This window comes from Butyrivibrio sp. (genome assembly GCF_017940685.1).
Classification (GTDB): Bacteria; Bacillota; Clostridia; order Lachnospirales; family Lachnospiraceae; genus Butyrivibrio.
Genome location: NZ_JAGAYD010000258.1, coordinates 1 through 20,342 on the forward strand (window position 1 = coordinate 1; position 20,342 = coordinate 20,342).

Genomic DNA, 20,342 nt, shown 5'->3' on the forward strand with positions numbered 1-20,342 from the left:
ACTCAGGGAGCTTGGTTTTGGGCCTTTTCTATTTCCTTACCCGCTCGCCTAAGCGAGCGATGACCATTATGAGCTATAGTTTTGTGATCTGCCCTGCGTGTGCGGTCGAGTATGCGTAATCGAGAAAAAACTGCAGGAGCGTTTTAGAAAAGTTTCGTTTGCGGATAGCGAAAAACCGGAAATAATAGTAAAGCCGGGGCAGGGATCACCTACTCACCGTGAGCAGAACTTAAGGGGACTTCCGGAGGCTCATGAACAAGCGGCTCCCTCAAACGCGAAAAAGTCTGAACATATTGTGCGGACGGCGGTGGCAAGCTTAAACGGGCTCGGGGCGGCGCCTTTGGCTAAGGGTCCGCGGCGCAGGCCAATGGGCAAACTATCGGTGAGGGAGGGCCCTGGGCTGAAGCTGACAGTAGAACCGTCTCCGTGTCAGGTTGCGCGCAATAAGACAGTAGAACCGTCCCCGTGTCTTGTCCAACCTTACTCCACGTTCTTAAGTGCTTCGCTCATGGGAATCCGTCCGATCCTCACGTACTCGATAACAGCAACAACAGCGTAGGTCACCGCTCCAAGAAGGAACATCTTAACGTATGCCGAAGGATCAAGCCAGATAACCATCCAGCCGCTCATCATCTGCTTGAGCATAACCCTGAAGATCCAGACCATGACATAAGACAGGATCGGATAGGAAATAAGAAGGGATGCTATAACAACCAGTGCTGTTGGAACTATGTAAAGCATGGCGATCTCTCTTTTGGAATACCCAAGGATCTTGGCCATGGATATAGACTGGACATTGCGCTCGATTATAAGTTTGGACAAAAGATATATCAGCACAATAAACATGATCACCGAAAAGCCATCCACCATGTACATTAGACTTCCCATGGAGATCATAAGCTGCCTTGAAACTCTGGTGAGAGACTCCTCATCGATCACTGTTCCGATATACTTGCTGTCGATATCCGTGATCTCGGAATCAGAGAAAAACCCCGAAAACGACTCCTCATCAAGTCCCATGACGTCATTAAGATGTTTTTTACTCATAAACACAACAATTCCGCCGTCGTAGTCGTAGGTTCCAGTAACCTTAAAGCCGTAATACTTATCCTCGTAAGGCTCCTTTAAGGTTATGACAGAGTCTTTTCCGTAGCCGTATTTATCCGCGTAGGCAGAGGATATCAGCACAGTCTTGTCATTAAATTCTGCGTCGATATATCTGCTGTTTTCCTGAATGCCATACAGCGTCACGTCCTCAACCCTTGTACCGCCCTCACCGATGGTCTTGAGGCTATAGGCCGAGAACTTCTCTGCATCAGGATTGTTGGTGTTTATCTTGCCTAGCAAAAAGACATATGAAAATGCCGCAGACATCTCATCATCGTCATCAACTGCCCCTGCAGGGATCTGCAAAAGATATGTATGCTTGGCCAGCATAGACTCTGTGACAATTCCCTGAAAGTGCACCAATAGCGGTGGCAGCATCATTCCAAAGAAAAGAAGGACATTGGCAAATAAAAGCCCCATAAACAGAATGATGTAGCTGCTCTTATTCTGGATGAGGATCCTGATCCTGAACCTGTCAAAAAACTTTAAAGCGCCGCTGAGCTTCACTGCAGGCTTTTGTTTTCCCCCTGAAAGGTTGCGCCTTATGAGATGAAGCGGGCTAAGAGACAGCTTTTTTCTCAGGATGAAATAGGTGACTATCATCATGATGACAAGTGGAATGATGGTTGTCTTTAAAAAGGCTTCAGCGCTCCAGACCGTCACATATGTAGGCAGCGAGTAACTTCCATAATACATTTCAACGCAGACATTCTTAAATATGGTGTAACCAAGGATATTTCCGATGACGGCAGATATTATGGTCACAATAAGGGGCATTGCCATGTAGTGCCTTATGAGCTCTCTTATTGTATAGCCTGACGCGCGAAGGGTTCCGATGACACAGGATTCCTTGTGGATCGTGTTGTTTATAGTGATCCCGAACACGAAGGCAACAATTATTATGATGATATACAAAAGCACTTCCATCATGGCCTTGTCGCCCACAATATCTTCGCCGGTGAAATTGATGGCCTGGTTTAAATACCTTGGCACAAAGTTTTCCAGTGAAACCTTTTTGGTCATAGTTTCCATAAGGTCATCGGATACTTCTTTTTCCTCGATATCATCTGAAGGTTTATGGTCGTAGATAAATGCATAGTTGTACCTGAGGCCATCGTCTCCATATTCCTCAAACTGCTCCTTTGAAACCACCGATACGCCAAAGGCAGATGAATCAAACATCATGTCGTTATTATTGTAAAAGAGTGCGCTGTAGTCCGACAGTGCAACAAGGCCAACTACAGTATAGCTTTTGCCTTCAGAAACAAGGCTGTCGCCAACTGCGACCAGGTTGTTATCGGCGTACATTCTGTCTATGGCTATCTCATTTTTCTTTTCCGGAAGGCGCCCTTCCATAACGCAGACTTTGTCCACCTCTTCCCTGTTTGGAAAGATCCTAAGCTTAGTGCCGTTGTCAAAGTTTCTCTCTACATAGAAATTCTCATATATGGAGACTTCTTTTTTCTCTATCCATTCCTTTAATGGATCTGAAAGGCGCTCCTCAGTTCTGAAATTCCCATCCTCCACATTGTACTTGTCAAAGCTGTCGTTGTAGGCTTTGATCATGCTCTCGCCGGCTACCAGAAATCCTGACACAAAGCCAATTGACAGTACCAAAAGGATAAAGATGACGAGGTACTTTCCAAAGTCCCCTTTAAGTTCCCGAAGGAGCCTCTTTTTAAGCGGATTTTTCATAATAGGCTCCTTTACCAGTCAAGTTCTGCGGCTGTCATCTTCTGCTCGTTTTTGTAGCTCTTTCGGATCACGCCGTCTCTGAGTTTTACCACAAAGTCTGCCATGTTCTTTATGGCGTCGTTGTGAGTTACCATGATAATCGTATTTCCATACTTTTGGTTGACTTCCTCAATGAGGGCCAGGATCTCTTTTGACGTGTTGTAGTCAAGAGCTCCTGTGGGCTCATCGCAAAGAAGGATGTCCGGATTTTTAACTATGGCCCTTCCTATGGCGCAGCGCTGTTGCTGACCGCCGGAGAGCTGGCTTGGGACCTTGTGCTGATGATTGGTAAGGCCCAGGACCTCAATTATCTCGTCAATGTTAAGTGGATTTTTAGAAAGATATGCTCCAACCTCGATGTTTTCTCTGACTGTGAGATTGGGTATTAGATTGTACATCTGAAAGATGTAGCCAAGATGATCTCTTCTGTAGGAGGTCAGAGCCTTTTCGTCCATGTCGGACATGCTCTTTCCCTTGATGATGATCTTACCGGAATCGGCATTATCTATGCCTCCGATGATATTTAAAAGTGTTGACTTTCCGGACCCTGATGGCCCTAAAAGTACCACAAACTCTCCCTGCTCTATACCAAGACTGATGTCCTTTAAGACTTCAATTCGGCTGTCGCCTTCGCCAAAGGACTTCTTGATGTTCTGAAGTTCCAGTTGCATTTTTCCCTCTCCTCATAAAAAAAGGGGACGGACAAGACACGGGGGCTGTTCTGTTGGGACGAGACACGGGGACGGTTCTTTTGTCTTGTTTTATCTTGATAAAATAAGACAAAAGAACCGTCCCCGGTGTCTCATCCCAACAGAACAGTCCCCATGTCTTATCCGCCCCTTGGCTTACTTAGTTCAACTTAATGATATCAATTCTCTCTATTACCCCGATGTCCTCTAAGGCCTTGATCATACGGTAAACCGTAGCTGTACCTATGGACCTGTCTCTTTTTTTCACACTGCAGCAGATATCCTTACAGGAAGCACCGTCATTTTCTGCGATCACTCCTGCAACAAGTCTTCTCTGCTTGGTGATCCTCATTCCGCTGTCTTTTAATGCTGTAATTATCTGTTCATTGCTCATAGTGTATTTAGTTAGCAAGCGCTAACTCCCCTTTAATGATAAGGCCCGCATTACACGGGCCTTATCTTTTATATTTTAGTTTTTACAGTTACAAGCTGCCTTATGGCAGTTTCCTGCTGATGGGCAACCAATACAGCGTGTGCCCTTTTTCTTTTCCTTATAAATGTATCTGATCGCAAGAAACAGGATCAGCGCTATTACTAAAATTGCAATTAAATCTGCCATAAAAACACACTTTCTTACTTAAATAGGCATATCAGTCAAGCTTGTACTCAAGAGCCATTTCTTTCTGGTTTCTCTGGATCAAGTATACAATAATAGCTGCGAATACTGCAATTGCGATGATACCTGCTACGAAACCTGCTCCGAGAGAGCCTGTTGTGATAAGTGTTCCAATCTGATATACAAGGAATCCAACTGTAAAGCCTGTTGCAAGCTGAAGTCCGATAGCACCCCAGAGCCACTTAGCTGACTTCATCTCTGAGTTCATAGCACCAAGAGCCGCAAAGCAAGGTGGTGTGTAAAGGTTGAACATCAGATATGCAAGAGCTGCAACCTTAGTGATTCCCATAACTGCTGCTACTGCGTTACCTTCGCCGATGAGCTCAAGCTCCTCTGTGTCGATGAGGTTAGAGATTGCATAAACTGTAGCGATTGTTCCAACAACGTTCTCTTTTGCGATAAAACCTGTGATTGCTGCTGCAGCAAGCTGCCAGCTAACAACTCCAACTACAGGAACAAGAAGGTAAGCGAAAGGTCCTGCAACACCTGCAAGGATTGATGTGTTCTCCATACCCTCTTCTACAGGATGGAAGCTGAAGTCAAATGTCTGCATGATCTGTACAACTGTGTTACATACAAGGATGATAGTACCAGCCTTGATGATGTATGCCTTACCTCTTTCAAGCATTGACTTAACTGCAAATCCAAGGCTTGGTACCTTGTACTCAGGAAGCTCAATGATGAAGAAGCTCTTTCTATACTTCATACCAGTAATAGCCTTGATGAGAAGTGCTCCAAGGAGGATCAGGATGATACCGCCCATGTAGCAAATGAAGCTTACCCATCTTGACTCAGGGAAGAATGCTCCAGCGAAAAGAGCTATAACAGGAAGCTTGGCACCACATGGCATGAAGGTTGCAAGCATTGCTGTAGCGCGTCTTTCTCTCTCGTTTCTGATGGTACGGCAAGCCATGATAGCTGGGATTCCGCAACCAGTTCCGATGATCATAGGGATAACTGACTTACCTGAAAGACCTACTCTCTTGAAGATAGGATCAAGAACAACAGTAGCTCTTGCCATGTATCCACAGTCCTCTAATAGTGCAATGAGGAAGTACATTACCATAACCAGTGGCAGGAAGCCAACAACCGCACCAACACCGCCGATGATACCATCAACAAGAAGTGCATAGAGAAGTGGATTGGCATCGGCCATTGCATCTCCAACAAATCCCTGGAAGGTTTCGATCCAGCCTGCAAGGATATCTGCAAGCCATGTTCCGACTGTTGTCTGAGAAATATAGAATACAAGCCACATGATGGCTGCAAAGATAACAATACCAAGAATAGGATGTGTAACAATGTTATCTATTGTATCGCCGAAGTTCTTGTCCTTGGTAAGGACTTTACGATTTTCAACTTCGCTGACGATCTTGTTTACAAATTCAAAACGCTTTCTGTCTGCAGTCTCAACTGCTGCTTTATCTGTAAGATCGATGTTGCCCTGAACGTAAGGCTCTGTCTGCCCTTTGCCCTCAAGCTCTGCTGCTGCCTTAACTACTTCCTTAAGACCAGTCTCTGAAGTTGCAACAGTCTTGATTACAGGACATCCAAGCTTCTCTGAAAGGAGCTTTTCATCGATGCTGTTTCCTTTTTTATCGTTGGCATCGTTCTTGTTAAGAGCAACTACTACAGGAACCCCAAGCTCAAGAAGCTGAGTTGTAAAGAAAAGGCTTCTGCTAAGGTTAGTTGCATCAACGATGTTGATGATGGCATCAGGATGCTCGTTTTTAACGTATCCGCTTGTGATGCTCTCTTCTGAAGTGAAAGGAGACATTGAATACGCACCAGGAAGATCTACTGCAATAAGTTCCTTGTCTCCGTCATAATAACTTTTTTTGATAACACTCTCTTTCTTGTCAACCGTAACACCTGCCCAGTTACCGATCTTTTCACTGCGACCTGTAAGAGCGTTGTACATGGTTGTTTTGCCACTGTTGGGATTACCCGCCATAGCAATTCTCATCTCTTTTTCCTCCTAAACATAAACACTTTAAAAATATCATTCAAAATACGTTGGGCGTATCTTGCATACTTACTCGATTCTGATAGCCTCAGCTAACTCAGGATCAATATTATATCTTGCATCCTTGATAGCAACCACCAGGTTTTTCTTCTTATCTACGACTGTGATCTTCTCTCCACTGTAGCAACCAAGGGAAAAAAGGAAGCTCTCCATCTCCTCATCGCCTCCGGTAGAGACATTGTCAATTGTATATTCTGTGCCAAGAACGGCTTCATTAAGTGACATAGACATATGCACCTCCATCATATTATTCATGTAGTTAGCTGACGTTAATATTAATTAGCCATTGCTAACTTCAATTAGTAGGATATTCTTATTAAGAATAATTGTCAATAAGAAATTTAAACTTTTTAGATATTTTCTATGTCTTTCACCCATTTTCAGGCAATGGAAATGCCGCATTGGCAAGATGCGGCATTTTAGGTAGGAGATTTCTTATGACTTGGCTTGTCATTTGATTAGCTTTCGCTAACAATATGTATGTTAGCATCTGCTAACATTATTGTCAACACTAAATTTAAAAAAATTTAAATTGTGTTAAATCTATTTTTGTAGTATGCTTATAATATCTAAGAAAGGCGGTACTGTATTATGGCGTTACAAGAATCTGGGGAGATGTATTTAGAGACAATCTACGTTCTTTCACAGGAGCATCCTAATGTCAGAGCGGTAGATATTGGCGAAGAGCTTGGTTACTCAAGACCATCTGTTAGCCGTGCCATGCATGTGCTCAAGGATGAAGGTCTTGTTAAGACCGATGATTACGGTTTCGTCAAACTAACAGAGGCAGGCAATGTCCTCGCAAAACGTATCTATGAGCGTCACACTGTGCTGACTCAGGTTTTACTTGATCTGGGTGTTGAGGAAAAGATAGCCTCCGAGGATGCATGCAGACTTGAGCACTACATAAGTGATGAAACCTTTGATGCCATCAAGGCTCATGTTGCTCAGTACGGCAGCAAAAATAAGAATAAGAGCAGAGCTAAAGGCAAGACGGGCGCTAAGGCGTAAGGCAAGACAGGTATTAAGGCATAAGATAAGCGGACTCATATTGAGTCCGCTTTTTATTTAGGCGAGATTTGTGCCAAATATTCCTGATATAAAGAATAGTCTCCCCAAAAAGTCTTTGGATTTTGTGCCATCTAGCGCATTATCATCATATGCCCTCCCCAAAAATCAATAAAAAGACCAATTAGTGACGATATACTGAGTTTTCTTTGGGTTATCATTTGTAGAATATGTCCCATATGGCACAAACTGTCAAACGCAAAAAGAGCCAGATGTCTATGAGTATATGATCATATTCCATGAAAGCTTGAAAAAGGCGGTTTCAAACGAACCCGCCTTTCTTACTACTTTTCAGTCAATTACCTATAGTCTATATAGTTTCACTTGTCCAGTGCTTCCAAAGCCTTCTTTAAAACTTCCGTACCCTGTGTATAGAGCTTAACCGCTTCCATAGCAAGGTCGTATGCATTGTCATTGCCAGATTCCTTGATATGTCCCGCAAGATGCTCAAGTTCAGCTGTGTGATCTGCATTATGGGTAACCATGTAGTTCATAAGAGCGTGCAGCTTATCTGCAGGAGCGCCATCGTGGTCATGATGATGATGCTCATGATCGTGGTGGTGATCGTGCTCATGGTCGTGATGGTGATCGTGCTCATGGTCGTGATGGTGATCGTGCCCATGCTCGTGCTCGTGGTCATGCTCGTGTGGGTGAGAATGTGTGTAAGTATGACTGTGCTCGTGTTCGTGTTCCATACCTTGGCTCCTTTAGCTATTGTTTTCATGACTTTTAGTCACATTTCTAGTTATCTGTATTTTACCATGTGCTAAGCCCATTTACCATGGACTATTCTCTATCCCACGCGGGTGAAAATAAGGTGATTTCAAAATGAGGTACAATTCATTGAATTTCAAGAATTGTACCGCTTTATATATATATCCATTTTCACCCAATTTCCATCAAAAAATCCTAAAACAAAAGAATGTTTCCCTTCAAAACATAACTTTTTTGTAAGCTGTGGGTGAAAAAACTTGATATAAAAAAAGAGGTACAATCAAGCAGTAAAACTTGATTATACCTCTTTTGCAATTATATCTTTTTTCACCAAATAATAATCTCACTTGTGAATCACAAATTCTAAAACATCATTGAATTTGCACTGATTCATGGATTCATTGGGCAAATACGTCATTTTTACAAATCAGGTACAATTTACCAGTCCATACGAATATATACCTCTTTGAACAAAAAAGCCTATTCACCCAAGCCACAGGGCCTGATCGTACCTCTTTTCATGATCTGCCACTATTCACTCAAACCATCATCTTATAAATCTTAGCACAATCCTCTTCATCAAGAGTCACAAAGCCAGAAATGCTTCCAGTTCTGCCATCGCCGCAGGAATTGTTGTGTGCCATGATATCAGTGATACCTGCAGCAGTCTGATTTACGTTTATTTAGCTACAACAACTGAACCTTTATGGCGGAATATCTTGGCTGCTCCGCCGTTTTTGATAGTATCCTTAACAAAGGCATTCATTATCTCATTGTATCCGCACTTGCCATCCTTGGTGAACGAAGGCTCAAGGGCATCAAACTCGTTGCCTTCGTATGTGATGGTCATGGCACCGCCGTCTGAAGTCTTCATGATGATAAGAGTGTTGTCACCATTCTTAACTACTGTATATTCATAGTTTTCGCTGCTAAGGAAATCTTCGATATCCTCAACTGCACCTTCCATTGCATCAGATGCTGCATCCATATCCATAGGTGCAGGAATCTGCTCAGGTTCATTGTCCATAGCAACAGGCTCTGTGATCTCTACTGTTCCAGATGAAGCTGCTTCCTGCTCTGCTGCCATCATTGCTGCTGCCACAGGATCGATATCTGCAGACGCTTCTGCACTTCCCTCTGCTGGCTCTGCCTCTGCTGCTGCCATTGCTGCCATAACTGCATCCATGTCTGAAGAATCTTCAGGAACAGGCTCTACTGCAGGAATCTCTACTGGCATCTCAGGAACTGGCTCAGGTGCTGGCTCCTCTACTGGCATCTCAGGTACTGGCTCCTCTGTTGGCATATCAACTGGCATCTCAGGAGCTGGCTCCTCTCCTGTCAGTGCATTCACTTCTGCATTAAGGATTGCATCAAGGTTCTCTGCAGGTGTTTCTTCTGCTGCTGCCTCAACTGGAGGCATATCTCCAGCAGCGATCATTGCAGCCATTACAGGATCTATATCTGGAATCGGCTCTGATGCTGCTTCCGCAGCCATTTCAGGAGCTGGCTCTGCAGGAATCTCTGGTGCTGCATCAACCGGTGCTGCATCTCCTGCTGCCATTGCTGCCATCATTGCATCTATATCTACTGGTGCATCAGCTGGGGCCTCCTCTACAGGTGCCTCTTCAACCATCTCAGGCGTAGGCTCTGCTGGAATCTCTGGAGTGGGCTCTGCCGGTGCTGCATCTCCTGCTGCCATTGCTGCCATCATTGCATCTATATCTACTGGTGCATCAGCTGGGGCCTCCTCTACAGGTGCCTCTTCAACCATCTCAGGCGTAGGCTCTGCTGGAATCTCTGGAGCGGGCTCTGCTGGTGCTGCTTTTCCTGCTGCCATTGCTGCCATCATTGCATCTACATCGGTAGCAGTCTCAGCTGCTGCCATTGCTGCCATCATCGCATCTACATCTACCGGTGCTTCTGCTGGAGCCTCTTCTGCTGGAGCTGCTTCGCCCGCTGCCATTGCTGCCATCATGGCATCTACGTCTACTGGTGCTTCAGCCGGTGCTTCTGCAGGCGTCTCAGGAGCTGGTTCTGTAAGTGCACCAGGATCAGCTGGGGTTTCTGCGCCTGGAATATCAGGAATTGGTTCCATTATCGCATCAAGATTTGCCATAAGGTCATCAGTAGGAGCAGCCTCTGCAGGCACTTCCTCAGGTACAGGTTCTGTAAGCGCACCAAGATCAGCTGGCATCTCCTCTGCTGGTGCTGCTTCTCCCGCTGCCATTGCCGCCATCATCGCATCTACATCTACTGGAGCGTCCGCTGCAGGTGCCTCCTCTACTGGAGCTGCAGGCATATCTGCAGTCATTGCTGCCATCATTGCATCAAGATCAACAGCATCTGCTCCTGGTTCATCTGCTACAGGAGCAGTCTCAGCAGCCATTGCTGCCATCATTGCATCTATATCCACTGGAGTGTCCGCTGCAGGTGCCTCTGCTGCAGGAGCTTCAGCCGCTGGTGCCGCATCAGCCGCAGCCATCGCTGCCATTGCAGCTGCCATAGCGTCAGCCTCTGCCGTTTCAGCAGGACTTGCAACGCTCTCACTGGAAGTTGCTGCCATGATCTCATCCAGATTTGGAATATCCGGTATAGGCTCAGCCGCTGCTTTTTTACGTCCTCTCTTTGGCTTTGGTTCCTCTGCAGGTGCCGGCTCAGGCGCTGGTTCCCCCTGAGACATTGCTGCCAAAAGATCATCTACATTGGCTGTAGAAAGGTCCTGTCCATTAAGAATATCCTGAGTGCTCATGCCGTCCATGCTGTATCTCCTTTCAAGAGTTATCTTAAAAAGTCTATGCGCCCATAAATCCACACAAGGCGTCTATATACATTATCGTTTATTTCTTTTAGAATTAACAGTTAATTTTTTATTAATTCTGACTTTTTCACAATTTTCCCACCAAGTCGTTTCAAATAAAAAGGACTGCAGCGAAGACCTGTCACGATCTTCTCTGCAGTCCTTATTATTTCATTCAAACACTTTAGCCCAAACCCCTTGAATTATCACATCTTCTCAGGTTCTGGATACTCTACTCCAAAGGTCTCAACTGTTACAGTCTTCATGACCTGAGGATTAACTGGTCTGTCGTTCCAGTCTGTGTCTGTCTCAGCGATCTTATTCACAACATCCATTCCCTCAGTAACCTTACCAAATGCAGCATAGTCGCCATCGAGGTGAGGCGCATTCTTGTGCATGATAAAGAACTGTGAACCAGCTGAATCAGGCATCATGGATCTTGCCATGGAAAGAACTCCCTCTGTGTGCTTGAGATCATTCTTAAAGCCATTTGATGAGAACTCTCCCTTGATGTCGTAGCCAGGGCCGCCCATTCCTGTTCCTTCAGGATCTCCGCCCTGAAGCATGAAGCCCCTTATGACTCTGTGAAAAATAAGTCCGTCGTAGAAATTTCTTTTGATAAGAGAAATGAAATTGTTGACGGTGTTTGGTGCGATCTCCGGATAAAGCTCAGCCTTGATAACATCGCCATTTTCCATTGTGAATGTAACTACTGGATTCTGTGCCATTTTAAAACTCCTTAAATCTATTATTTAGCAATTATTGAAACTGCGTGAAGGTATTCATCTGAACCGTGTGCGCATGTAACCTCAACCTTCTTGTCGATAAGAAGAACCGGGCATCTTGAGAAGTTTGTTGAAGCATCAAGTCTGATCTGCATTGTTCCGCCATCAGTCTCAAGGAAAAGAGTATTCTCCTTGGTCTCGCCTGTTACCCTACCTGTTACTGTAACTCTGTCGCTGCTAAGTGATGTCTCGGAAGAAGCCTTAGCTGTGTTGTTCACCATCTTGGATGAGTGGTTCCATGCATCACTTCCTCTGTAGAATGTAACTGTTACAGACTGTCCAGGGATAAGAGTTCTGCACTCGCTGGCATCTGTTGCAAGGTCGAGAACGAACTGCATTGTTCCACCTGATGTCTCAAGGAAAAGGATTGATGAAGTTGTACCCTTCTCAACTGTTCCTGTAACCGAATTGCCTGATGCTGTTCCAACAGATGATCCGCCTGAAGAAGTTGATCCGCCAACATCTGAGATTGAAAGAGCGTGCATGTAAGCATCTGAACCTCTTGCGCAGGATACTGAAACTGTCTTGCCTACGATAAGGAATCTGCATCCGCTTAAATCTGTGTCTCCATCAAGCTTGATCTGCATTGTTCCGTTGTCTACTACAAGGTAGAGAAGCTCTTCGCTTGTTCCCTTGGCGATACGGCCCTTAACTGTAGCCTTGGTTGACTGATCTACTGAAACCTTACCAGCTGATGAATTGCCTGAAAGCTTAGTTGCGTGCCAGTATTCATCAGTTCCTACATAGCAGTTAGCTGTGATCGAATTGCCAGGCAAAAGAAATTTCGCATTGGAAAACTCTGTGTTTCCATCAATCTTGATCTGAACAGTACCACCACTGGTTGAAAGATAGAGAACATCAGAGGTTGTCTTTTCTGATACTGTTCCTGAATAAGTCATCTCTGCAGCCTCTACAGTGGTTGGAACATCTAAAACCACAAGGCATGCAAAAAATAGCATGATTGTCGATAAAACCATCGCACATATTCTTTTTTTCATAAAAATTACTCCCTTCACAACACTAAATATTCCTCATAGTTACATTGATTATACATCATGTTGTGGTACGTTGTAAACTTAACCTACAAATGCACATAAAAAACTCCCTGTTTTCACAGGGAGTCATACATAATCTCACTTTCGTGGTCCTTAAGCCACTTTCTTCTTTCCTTGTAATCTGGAAGGACTTTTTCAACTTCCGCCCAGAATCTTTCGGAATGATTCATCTCTTTTAAATGGCACAGCTCGTGAACCACAACATAGTCCAAGATCGTCTCGGGAGTACGCATAAGAAGGCAGTTAAAGTTAAGGTTTCCCTTTCCTGAGCAGCTCCCCCAGCGGCTCTTTTGCATCCTGATGGTGATGCGGCCATAAGTAACCCCCATAAGGTCTGCATAGTAGCGGACTCTCTGCGGGATTATCCGCTTGGCCCTGGTCACAAGGAGCTTGATTTCCTGGGGCGAGAGCTCTTTTTTCTGTGACTGCTCTTCCTTACGCTCTCTCATCTTGTTAAGGCTCTTGTCGATCCAGTCGGCCTTTTCTCCGATGAACCGGTTGATGTCAGATAACGGCGCTCGATTCGGGGCTCTGACGATGACCTGAGCGTCTGTTGTCACCTCTATTGAAATTGTTTTCCGTCTGCTGCGGATCAGCCTTATCTCCTGTTTCATAATAAGTAAGTATAGCACAAAGAGTCGTAAAAAGAGCTTTATTTGCTATAAACACAAGCCTGTATAGAAAGGCCCTTAGCTTCCGCATACTCTTTGATAAAATCCCTGATCTCAGGATTTGTGTTGATGGAGTCCCCATAGCCATAGCACTGACGGATTACGCCTTTTACCTCCTCAATGGTGATGAGAGGCTTGTGGATATCATTATTGCTTCTCAAAAAGAGTATCCTGCAATTGCCTTTAGCCATCTTCTCAATGTAACCAGCTCGTCCAACGCAGTGGTTAAGCTGCCGTCCCTCATTTATTATGTCACGGGCATTTTCCGGCATTACGATGGAGTACTTATCTGTCCTGTACTCCCAATCACTACTCTCTTTCTCTTTTATGTTGCTGATACGAGCGTCGTACTTTTCGATCTGGCTTACACAGCCTATCAGATCTATCATCCTGCCAATCTTGTCATGCTTATCCTTGATGGCTGAAGGCTTTGTATTAATAGGTGCATCCCCAAATGCCATGACCTCCTGATATAGAGGATCATTATCTTTCATAGCATCTCTGTAGGCCAGATACCTTCGGCGCATTCTGATGTAGTCATAATACTCGCTGCAAAGATGTTCTCTTTTTTCTGCTTCAATTTTCTCAAGGGAATTGATGGTCCCTGCTGCCTGGAAGACCTCCTCCCTTGTGATATTGTGGGCCATGCCCCAGTAATTTCTTCCTTCCAGATAAAAGCTTGCTGCGAACATTCTCTTTTTAACGTCGGGAAAGTACTGCTTAAAATCTGGATCTTTCATGCACTGGACAAATTTCATGAGATCAAGGGGCAGCGTGATCTCTTTTAGAAACTTCACCTGCCTTCCAGTTATTCCAAGAAGCTCAGGCAGTGTCATCTTGGTGTCCTTTACTTCTCCCTCATAAATACTATCCAGCACCCGTTTGTACAGCTCGTAATCCACCTTGGCCGCCTGCTCTGCCGAAAGAAAGATCGACTGTGCCAGCATTTCTCCAAAGTTTATTTTTTTTCCACCGCTGAACTTGTACTCGATAGTACTTGGCACAAACCTCTCCATGCAAGTGTTTTCGAACAAATCTTTGTCAATGCATCTCTCATCAAGACCATGGCATGTTTGAAAATAATCATGCTCCTTATCCAGGAGCCACGCGCCTGTTATGGGACTTTGTATGAAAAAGAATGACCTGCTGCCGTCAAAATATGCCCTGATCTGCAGGGGCATTGAAAAAAGATCACTCTTTCTCTGACCTGTAACCACCACCAGGTCTTTTTCTATTCTCACGGCTTTGTCTGGAGCCATTTTTCTTCCAAGAAGCTCTCTTACAATGCGTCTTGGAATGTCATTAAGTTCCCTTGACTGAGGAGCTGCAATCCGATAAATTTTGAGGAACTCGGCCAACCTAAACATCTTACTTCTGTCTGCGATATCCATGGCCATCAGGAAATATTTTTTGTTAGCTATCTCTGCCTGTTCTGCGAACTCCTGTAATAGTTCCACCTTCTCCCAGGCACACATAGTATCATAACCATCGTTGTAGTTTTTTAACTCCGTTAGCATCAAAGGGGTCGTGAACGCCCTATTACCATCTGCATCTTCTTTGATGATGGCATTGTCCAAAAACACAAGCCTGGATACTTCTTTTTCAATGTTCTTCTCTTTTACCTCATTTTCAGGAAGTGAGAGCACTCTGAAAACAAGCTTGTTTTCTATTATTGCAGGAACCACAGTGGGCGCGTTCATCACATCACCTCCTCATCGTCTTCACAGGAGCCTTCGTTTTCAAAATCCTCCTCTCTGAATTCCTTAAGTTCATACTGGTTATAATTGTCTGAATAGTCGAAAGGATCATCCAAAATCCTGATATTTATGGGATTTTCCCATGCATTTCTTATATCCTGACTCATACCATCAATATATATATTGACGTTTTTATCCTTGTTAAGATTATCAATTCTTTTGGCTGCCATCTCCCGAATGGCGTCAATGGGTATCTTCTGTCCGACTCCATACTCCTTGGTAGCCAGTAGCATTATTGCCTCTACGAAGGCAAACAATCTAATTTCATAGTACTCTTTTCTCCGATCAACCAGGTCTAGGTGTTCTACCTCGTCCATAAGATGTCTTATGACATTGGCCTCCATTCTTTTGGTCAATTCCCTTTCAAGGTTGCACCTGGCTAGGTCGTATATGTTTTCCTCAGTCATGGCAAATTCCAAGTAGGTCAGTTTCAAGGTGCTTTCCTGATCGTATAGGTTAAACTTGGTGTTGTAGCGCTTACGTTCCTCGGTAAAACTATCAAAGCCGAGAAACTCTGAGTACAAAGTCTTCGAGAGATAATAATAATTAAGTACCATGCCCTTTTCGGGATACTTCCCGTTGGTACAAATATTGCTGTAGCTGACCACAAAGTCATCAATGGGTTCTGCTATCGCTTCTGCCTCTTTTCCATTAAGAGACTGGTCTACAGGGACAAAGACCAGATCGTAGCTCCTTTCCAGTTTTATCCCGTTCTCACTTTTTGTGATATGGTAAAAGAAATCATTCGCCATGAGGTTCTGTTCCTTGATGAACCTCTTGTACTTTGAGTTGGAATATGTCTTAAACAATTCACCGAAGGTGACGTAGCTGTCCGTCAGCTCATCGTTCTTTTCAAGGAGCCAGTCAAAGAACGATCTGCTGAGGTAAATTCCATTCTTTTCGTTATTACTTAGCATGGTTTGCTCCTCCTTGAGTGGTTAGTAGCACTTATGGCCGATGCACTGTCCAAACCAGTCCTTTTCTGGATATGTGAAGATTTCGCCTGGATGTTTCACTTCCCAGACTTCCTTTTTGTACTTCTCCACAATGCTGTCCGGAGTGTAAGTCCATACCCAGTCCCAATAGTCCATGTCTATTTCGTCGCGGATCTCCACGACTTCAGGCCACTGTGCCCTTCGCTCTGCCAGATACCTTATCAGTTCCTCATTCCCAGTTTTCCTGTAAGCATCTTTAAGGTATGATCTCTGTTCAAGGGTCAGGTCGGACAAGCTCTCAAGGAGCTGCTCAAGCCATTCTGGATATTCTGTACTTTTCATGTGAGTTCTCCTTTCGCATTTTCTATAGTTTAATCAGTGAAGAATTAAGATGAAATAAACCGGTAGATTAGTATAGGGAGCGACATTATTGAACACCTTGTAAGTCTTTTTGTCTTATTTATGTTTAGGCAGGCTTATCTATTCAGTTGTCAAGGTGCGTTTAGACAAAAAACAGAGACTTATAGATAGTCTTTCCCCGCATGATTTCTGCGGTTCTTACACATCTATATATCTCTGTTTTTAATCGTCTATGTTTGTAGTTTACTCCCTAGGAAGGGAGGTGGGAATAAACCTGTGGGTTAGGGTGGAAATCTCCTCGTTACGACAGTAGTTGATATTTCGCATCCTCCTGATGACAACAGCTCAAGTATACATATATGTGAATTTTGAATCTTTTACGCTGCCGTTGGAGGATTCACAAATTCTCACGCTTTCTTCCGCAATACCCTTTATAATCCCCTCAGAATTATTAACATACTCACGGATTTTATTTACATATTCATCTGCAGCTGTGTCTTCATTGTAGTGTTTCAAAATCAGTGCCAAATATTTATATGTGATTTCCCATGGATGACCATTAATCTGTCTTTGAGCATTCTTATTCAAATCCGAAAGCGATTTTTCAGTTGTTTTCAGCTTGTTTAACAATTTTTTCGGGACAGAATCAAGATAGAACTCATATACAGCTTTTATATAAACATAGAAAGCAAATTTAAGAGAAAACCTTGCATGGTCCTTAGCTCCCTCATTGGCTATAAAGTTAAATTGATCAATAAGACTTTCTTTGCCTCCATAGTATTCCTTTGCAAGTTCTTCATATTTTTCTTTATTCTTTATACTGATATAGTAATGCAGCAAATATGACTCAGTAATTAGTCGATCTGGAGTCTCTGGATCCATAATTTCCATTGCAGCCAGGAAGTCTTCTTCTGCACGTTCATCATCCAAAAAAGCATATATTTGCGCACGTTGACTTAATGCAATCGCATGATTAAGTGATTCATACTTATCATCCTTGAAGATTTGTTTTTTCATTTCCAGAAGCAGCTCATGATACACAACATTCTCATCCGCAATTTCCAATGCTTTATGAAATTCCAACATATCTCCAAGAAAAACCACCATTCTGTTTCTTGTTCTAAGGAACACTTCAGTAGCAACATATTCCGCATACTGCTGGGTCTTTTCAAAACACTTTTTTGCATTCTCAGAATCACCAATATGAGTATATGCTGATACGCCAGCGTCATAGAGGTCGTACAATTCTGCCTCATCTTTTTTATTGAAAAAGAGAACTTTTTCTCCTGCCTTTTCCAATATTTTGAATATATAAACAAGCTTTTCCTGATTGATGTTATTGGCAAAAATGGAGTTCTTATATTTCTTTATCGCCGTAGAAAGGCCTGCCACATTAGCCGTTCTCAGTACCGAATCAGCAATCATAGGATACCATTCTTTACTGTAGAAATCCTTCATTGTGCTCGAGCACTTTGTTCCGTCAAATCCCATACTCAGTGCTTCAAAATAATCAGCTCTCTCAATTGCCTTCCATCCCTTGTCAAAATACACATCCGCGTCATCATATCCCCATATCATGTTATGACTATCTGAATTAATGTCATTGGCCATATCATAAAACGATGATATCCACTCTCCAGGGGTACTGCCTCTCCTGTTATATGATAAATGCGAACAGATTGCGTCGGCTAAATACAGGAGATCCATTCCGTTTCTTGCATGATCATAGTAGATGCTTTTAACGGCTATACGGTCAATCAAAATCGTATTCTTACCACTGTGGAGCATCTCTCTTTCTAACGCTGTGCGGTAATTATCAGGATTAGTTAAAAGATATTCTGTCGTAGAAGGTGTATTTTGCCCAGTAGATCTTTGAACAGCTTTAAACCCTAGCTTCTCATATTCCTGCATCTTACTTGTTCTATCTGTGCCATCCAATATTACTCTTCTAGTAGCAAGTTCAAGTCTTATCTGCTCAATATTGTCAATCACAGGGTTATAAAACAGCAATCTTTCAACTACATCCTCTGCCATATGTACGTACAGATTGCTGGCAAAATCTTCTCGTACAGCCTCTGAAACACCTCCCGCAAGAAGATCTGTCTTACCGTTTTTCCCTCGCAGCGATGCAAAGATATAATATTTTCCTTTTCTTTGCTCATGAAGAATATCAGATCCTTTCCATGTTCCGTTTTCTAGAAATTCTTCAATTGTCTCTCCAAATTTTGTCTTCACAGCTCCTACTATATGGCTGTTATTTGTTCCACCTGAAGACCAATAATGCAAATCTCTGGGATAATTTCCTCCTGCCTCTGAGCAAACATTCTTGAAATATTTTTGAAGGCGATTCTTCTCTCTATCATAATCATCTGAATCACCCGCATCATCATAAATAATCCCGCCAATAAAAACAGGTTCAGAACGCAGTTTATGTTTCAAATTTTCAAAATCACCTTGTTCATCTAGCGCAATGGTTATCATGGGGCCTCCTTTTTGCTATTCTTTTTGTTTGGAAGCTTGGTTTTAAATAAAACAACTAGCAAATATACAGTCACAAGAACAATCACAGCGCTTATAACAATATGTCCTGGGTTAAACTGAAAATCATTCTTAATCATCCAATCCACAAGGTTGAGCCCATCCAGTAATGCAGAAATCACTACCAACAATCCAAATAAAGTCAAAGCACGATCTATCTTTTGTTCTCTTTTTTCTTTATCTTCAGCTTCTTGTTTTTCTTTCTCCTTCTGAACTAATTGTTCCTCTTGGTTTTTCCTTTCAAATTCAACCGCTCTTAGCGCATCGAGGCCTACAGTAAGGCTCCTTATATCAGCTTCAATAGAAAGAGCATCTTTTCCGTAGCGATACACCCCATTTTGATGATGCATATTACTAACAGAATCAAATACGCTTTTAACCAGGAACAAATTAACCTGGTTGCTTAGCGTATCAAGTTTATCTACATACAGTGAATCACTTCTGAATGTTTTTTCATCTGCTGGAAGTTCGGTTAAAAGTCGAGAAAAATGAACGCATGAATATGATTGATACAACAAAAGGATATAAATAAAAAAGTAATCTCTAACATACCTATCCTTAAATTGATGGGTAAAAAAGCTTTCATTTGAATCCTCATTTGTTACCAAACAACACATACCTGCGTTGGAAATATAGAATTCCGAATTAGCAAAGGGCTTATATGTGTTTAACTCAATACTCTCGGGCGCATTATAGCTTGCGTTAAATCCATTTGATACATGAAAAAGAATATCTTTCCTTTCTTCTGCGTAAGGCTTTTCCATAAATAAATATTGGAACAAAAGCGCTTTATCAGGAACACATACGCTTTTTTCACCATCTTCAATTTTTCTTTCCGCCAAAAAAGATATTCCCAAATCCTGTGTATTAAATACCCTGCTTATCCACACCCCCATACAGAACGGTATAGATACTGCTTTTTTATCCTGCTCATCGTAATACTTTTTTACAAATTTTGTATTATTAGGTCTTGCTAGTTCTTTAATGTCGTGCTGAAGATCAATATAAGTTGTAGCATCAATACTGTTCTTTATCCCTATTTCATACCAGATGAATCCTATTCCATTTTTGTAAATTACGATTCCTAAGTCGTTACAAAAAATAGGAATTTTTTCCATTCCATGCAGATAGTCCAATTTAAATATCTGGCCATTGGTACTAAATGTATATGAAGTTCCCAATTTGGATTCATTATTTGCATTCTCTTCATCAGATTCCTGAAAAACACGAGGCAAATAAGAATACAAATCCATTTCAGGCTGTTTTTTTGAATTTTTATCCTTTTCTTTAGAGGCTTCATCAGTTTGTGTGGGTTGAGTAGTAGCCTCGGCTACACACCCTATCCTTGTTCTGCTTGACTGCCAACAAGCTGATTGGATGCCCTGTGTCAAGGGTTTCCGCGAAGCGGCGCTTGCGCCCTTGATACAGGG

17 protein-coding genes are annotated in these 20,342 nt (G+C 42.9%); 1 reads left to right on the forward strand and 16 read right to left on the reverse strand.

The annotated features are described in order from the left end of the window. Nucleotides 1-480 precede the first annotated feature (480 nt). From J6I68_RS15510 to J6I68_RS15535, 6 genes are all read right to left on the reverse strand, one after another. Nucleotides 481-2,802, reverse strand: a complete 2,322-nt coding sequence (locus J6I68_RS15510) for an ABC transporter permease (RefSeq protein WP_292221619.1) — start codon at nt 2,800-2,802, stop codon at nt 481-483. Between the two features lie 11 nt (nt 2,803-2,813). Beyond that, nucleotides 2,814-3,512 (reverse strand): ABC transporter ATP-binding protein, encoded by a 699-nt coding sequence (locus J6I68_RS15515; protein ID WP_292221620.1) that lies wholly within the window; start codon nt 3,510-3,512, stop codon nt 2,814-2,816. A 178-nt stretch (nt 3,513-3,690) separates the two neighbouring features. Then, complete coding sequence (locus J6I68_RS15520) at nt 3,691-3,942, reverse strand: Fur family transcriptional regulator (RefSeq protein WP_292221621.1); 252 nt, start codon at nt 3,940-3,942, stop codon at nt 3,691-3,693. 57 nt (nt 3,943-3,999) lie between these two features. Then, complete coding sequence (locus J6I68_RS15525; protein ID WP_292221622.1) at nt 4,000-4,149, reverse strand: FeoB-associated Cys-rich membrane protein; 150 nt, start codon at nt 4,147-4,149, stop codon at nt 4,000-4,002. 31 nt (nt 4,150-4,180) lie between these two features. Beyond that, nucleotides 4,181-6,172, reverse strand: coding sequence for a ferrous iron transporter B (gene feoB, locus J6I68_RS15530; RefSeq protein ID WP_292221623.1), 1,992 nt, complete (start codon nt 6,170-6,172; stop codon nt 4,181-4,183). Between the two features lie 69 nt (nt 6,173-6,241). After that, nucleotides 6,242-6,457, reverse strand: a complete 216-nt coding sequence (locus tag J6I68_RS15535) for a FeoA family protein (RefSeq protein WP_292221624.1) — start codon at nt 6,455-6,457, stop codon at nt 6,242-6,244. Nucleotides 6,458-6,823: 366 nt separating this feature from the next. On the opposite strand from J6I68_RS15535, the gene J6I68_RS15540 reads away from it, so the two are divergent. Next, nucleotides 6,824-7,243, forward strand: a complete 420-nt coding sequence (locus J6I68_RS15540) for a metal-dependent transcriptional regulator (protein ID WP_292221625.1) — start codon at nt 6,824-6,826, stop codon at nt 7,241-7,243. A gap of 377 nt (nt 7,244-7,620) precedes the next feature. On the opposite strand, the gene J6I68_RS15545 is transcribed toward J6I68_RS15540, so the two are convergent. From J6I68_RS15545 to J6I68_RS15590, 10 genes are all read right to left on the reverse strand, one after another. After that, nucleotides 7,621-7,995, reverse strand: a complete 375-nt coding sequence (locus J6I68_RS15545) for a hypothetical protein (protein WP_292221626.1) — start codon at nt 7,993-7,995, stop codon at nt 7,621-7,623. 698 nt (nt 7,996-8,693) lie between these two features. Next, nucleotides 8,694-10,772 carry a hypothetical protein gene (locus tag J6I68_RS15550; RefSeq protein ID WP_292221627.1) on the reverse strand — a complete coding sequence of 693 codons (2,079 nt, stop codon included), beginning with the start codon at nt 10,770-10,772 and terminating at the stop codon, nt 8,694-8,696. A 245-nt stretch (nt 10,773-11,017) separates the two neighbouring features. Next, on the reverse strand, nt 11,018-11,539 hold the full coding sequence (locus J6I68_RS15555) for a peptidylprolyl isomerase (RefSeq protein WP_292202297.1): 522 nt from the start codon (nt 11,537-11,539) through the stop codon (nt 11,018-11,020). Nucleotides 11,540-11,559: 20 nt separating this feature from the next. Then, a complete protein-coding gene (locus J6I68_RS15560) occupies nt 11,560-12,594 on the reverse strand; it encodes a hypothetical protein (RefSeq protein ID WP_292221628.1) in 1,035 nt (344 codons plus the stop codon). A 113-nt stretch (nt 12,595-12,707) separates the two neighbouring features. Then, entirely contained in the window at nt 12,708-13,265 is a 558-nt protein-coding gene (locus J6I68_RS15565; RefSeq protein ID WP_292221629.1) for a M48 family metallopeptidase, read from the reverse strand. A gap of 38 nt (nt 13,266-13,303) precedes the next feature. Beyond that, nucleotides 13,304-15,022, reverse strand: coding sequence for a PcfJ domain-containing protein (locus J6I68_RS15570; protein WP_292221630.1), 1,719 nt, complete (start codon nt 15,020-15,022; stop codon nt 13,304-13,306). Further along, nucleotides 15,022-15,996 carry a hypothetical protein gene (locus J6I68_RS15575; RefSeq protein WP_292221631.1) on the reverse strand — a complete coding sequence of 325 codons (975 nt, stop codon included), beginning with the start codon at nt 15,994-15,996 and terminating at the stop codon, nt 15,022-15,024. The genes J6I68_RS15570 and J6I68_RS15575 overlap by 1 nt, the downstream gene beginning before the upstream one ends. A gap of 21 nt (nt 15,997-16,017) precedes the next feature. Further along, on the reverse strand, nt 16,018-16,356 hold the full coding sequence (locus J6I68_RS15580) for a hypothetical protein (protein WP_292221632.1): 339 nt from the start codon (nt 16,354-16,356) through the stop codon (nt 16,018-16,020). Between the two features lie 363 nt (nt 16,357-16,719). After that, nucleotides 16,720-18,855 (reverse strand): hypothetical protein, encoded by a 2,136-nt coding sequence (locus J6I68_RS15585; RefSeq protein WP_292221633.1) that lies wholly within the window; start codon nt 18,853-18,855, stop codon nt 16,720-16,722. Continuing rightward, on the reverse strand, nt 18,852-20,342 hold a 1,491-nt coding region (locus tag J6I68_RS15590; protein WP_292221634.1), incomplete at its 5' end, for a hypothetical protein. The genes J6I68_RS15590 and J6I68_RS15585, both read right to left, overlap by 4 nt.

What these genes read in the sequence shown, in the direction of transcription:
- J6I68_RS15510 (WP_292221619.1), bottom strand. Translation starts at nt 2,802, where the DNA reads ATGAAAAATCCGCTTAAAAAGAGGCTCCTTCGGGAACTTAAAGGGGAC.
- J6I68_RS15515 (WP_292221620.1), bottom strand. Translation starts at nt 3,512, where the DNA reads ATGCAACTGGAACTTCAGAACATCAAGAAGTCCTTTGGCGAAGGCGAC.
- J6I68_RS15525 (WP_292221622.1), bottom strand. Translation starts at nt 4,149, where the DNA reads ATGGCAGATTTAATTGCAATTTTAGTAATAGCGCTGATCCTGTTTCTT.
- feoB (WP_292221623.1), bottom strand. Translation starts at nt 6,172, where the DNA reads ATGAGAATTGCTATGGCGGGTAATCCCAACAGTGGCAAAACAACCATG.
- J6I68_RS15535 (WP_292221624.1), bottom strand. Translation starts at nt 6,457, where the DNA reads ATGTCACTTAATGAAGCCGTTCTTGGCACAGAATATACAATTGACAAT.
- J6I68_RS15540 (WP_292221625.1), top strand. Translation starts at nt 6,824, where the DNA reads ATGGCGTTACAAGAATCTGGGGAGATGTATTTAGAGACAATCTACGTT.
- J6I68_RS15545 (WP_292221626.1), bottom strand. Translation starts at nt 7,995, where the DNA reads ATGGAACACGAACACGAGCACAGTCATACTTACACACATTCTCACCCA.
- J6I68_RS15550 (WP_292221627.1), bottom strand. Translation starts at nt 10,772, where the DNA reads ATGGACGGCATGAGCACTCAGGATATTCTTAATGGACAGGACCTTTCT.
- J6I68_RS15555 (WP_292202297.1), bottom strand. Translation starts at nt 11,539, where the DNA reads ATGGCACAGAATCCAGTAGTTACATTCACAATGGAAAATGGCGATGTT.
- J6I68_RS15560 (WP_292221628.1), bottom strand. Translation starts at nt 12,594, where the DNA reads ATGAAAAAAAGAATATGTGCGATGGTTTTATCGACAATCATGCTATTT.
- J6I68_RS15565 (WP_292221629.1), bottom strand. Translation starts at nt 13,265, where the DNA reads ATGAAACAGGAGATAAGGCTGATCCGCAGCAGACGGAAAACAATTTCA.
- J6I68_RS15570 (WP_292221630.1), bottom strand. Translation starts at nt 15,022, where the DNA reads ATGAACGCGCCCACTGTGGTTCCTGCAATAATAGAAAACAAGCTTGTT.
- J6I68_RS15575 (WP_292221631.1), bottom strand. Translation starts at nt 15,996, where the DNA reads ATGCTAAGTAATAACGAAAAGAATGGAATTTACCTCAGCAGATCGTTC.
- J6I68_RS15580 (WP_292221632.1), bottom strand. Translation starts at nt 16,356, where the DNA reads ATGAAAAGTACAGAATATCCAGAATGGCTTGAGCAGCTCCTTGAGAGC.
- J6I68_RS15585 (WP_292221633.1), bottom strand. Translation starts at nt 18,855, where the DNA reads ATGATAACCATTGCGCTAGATGAACAAGGTGATTTTGAAAATTTGAAA.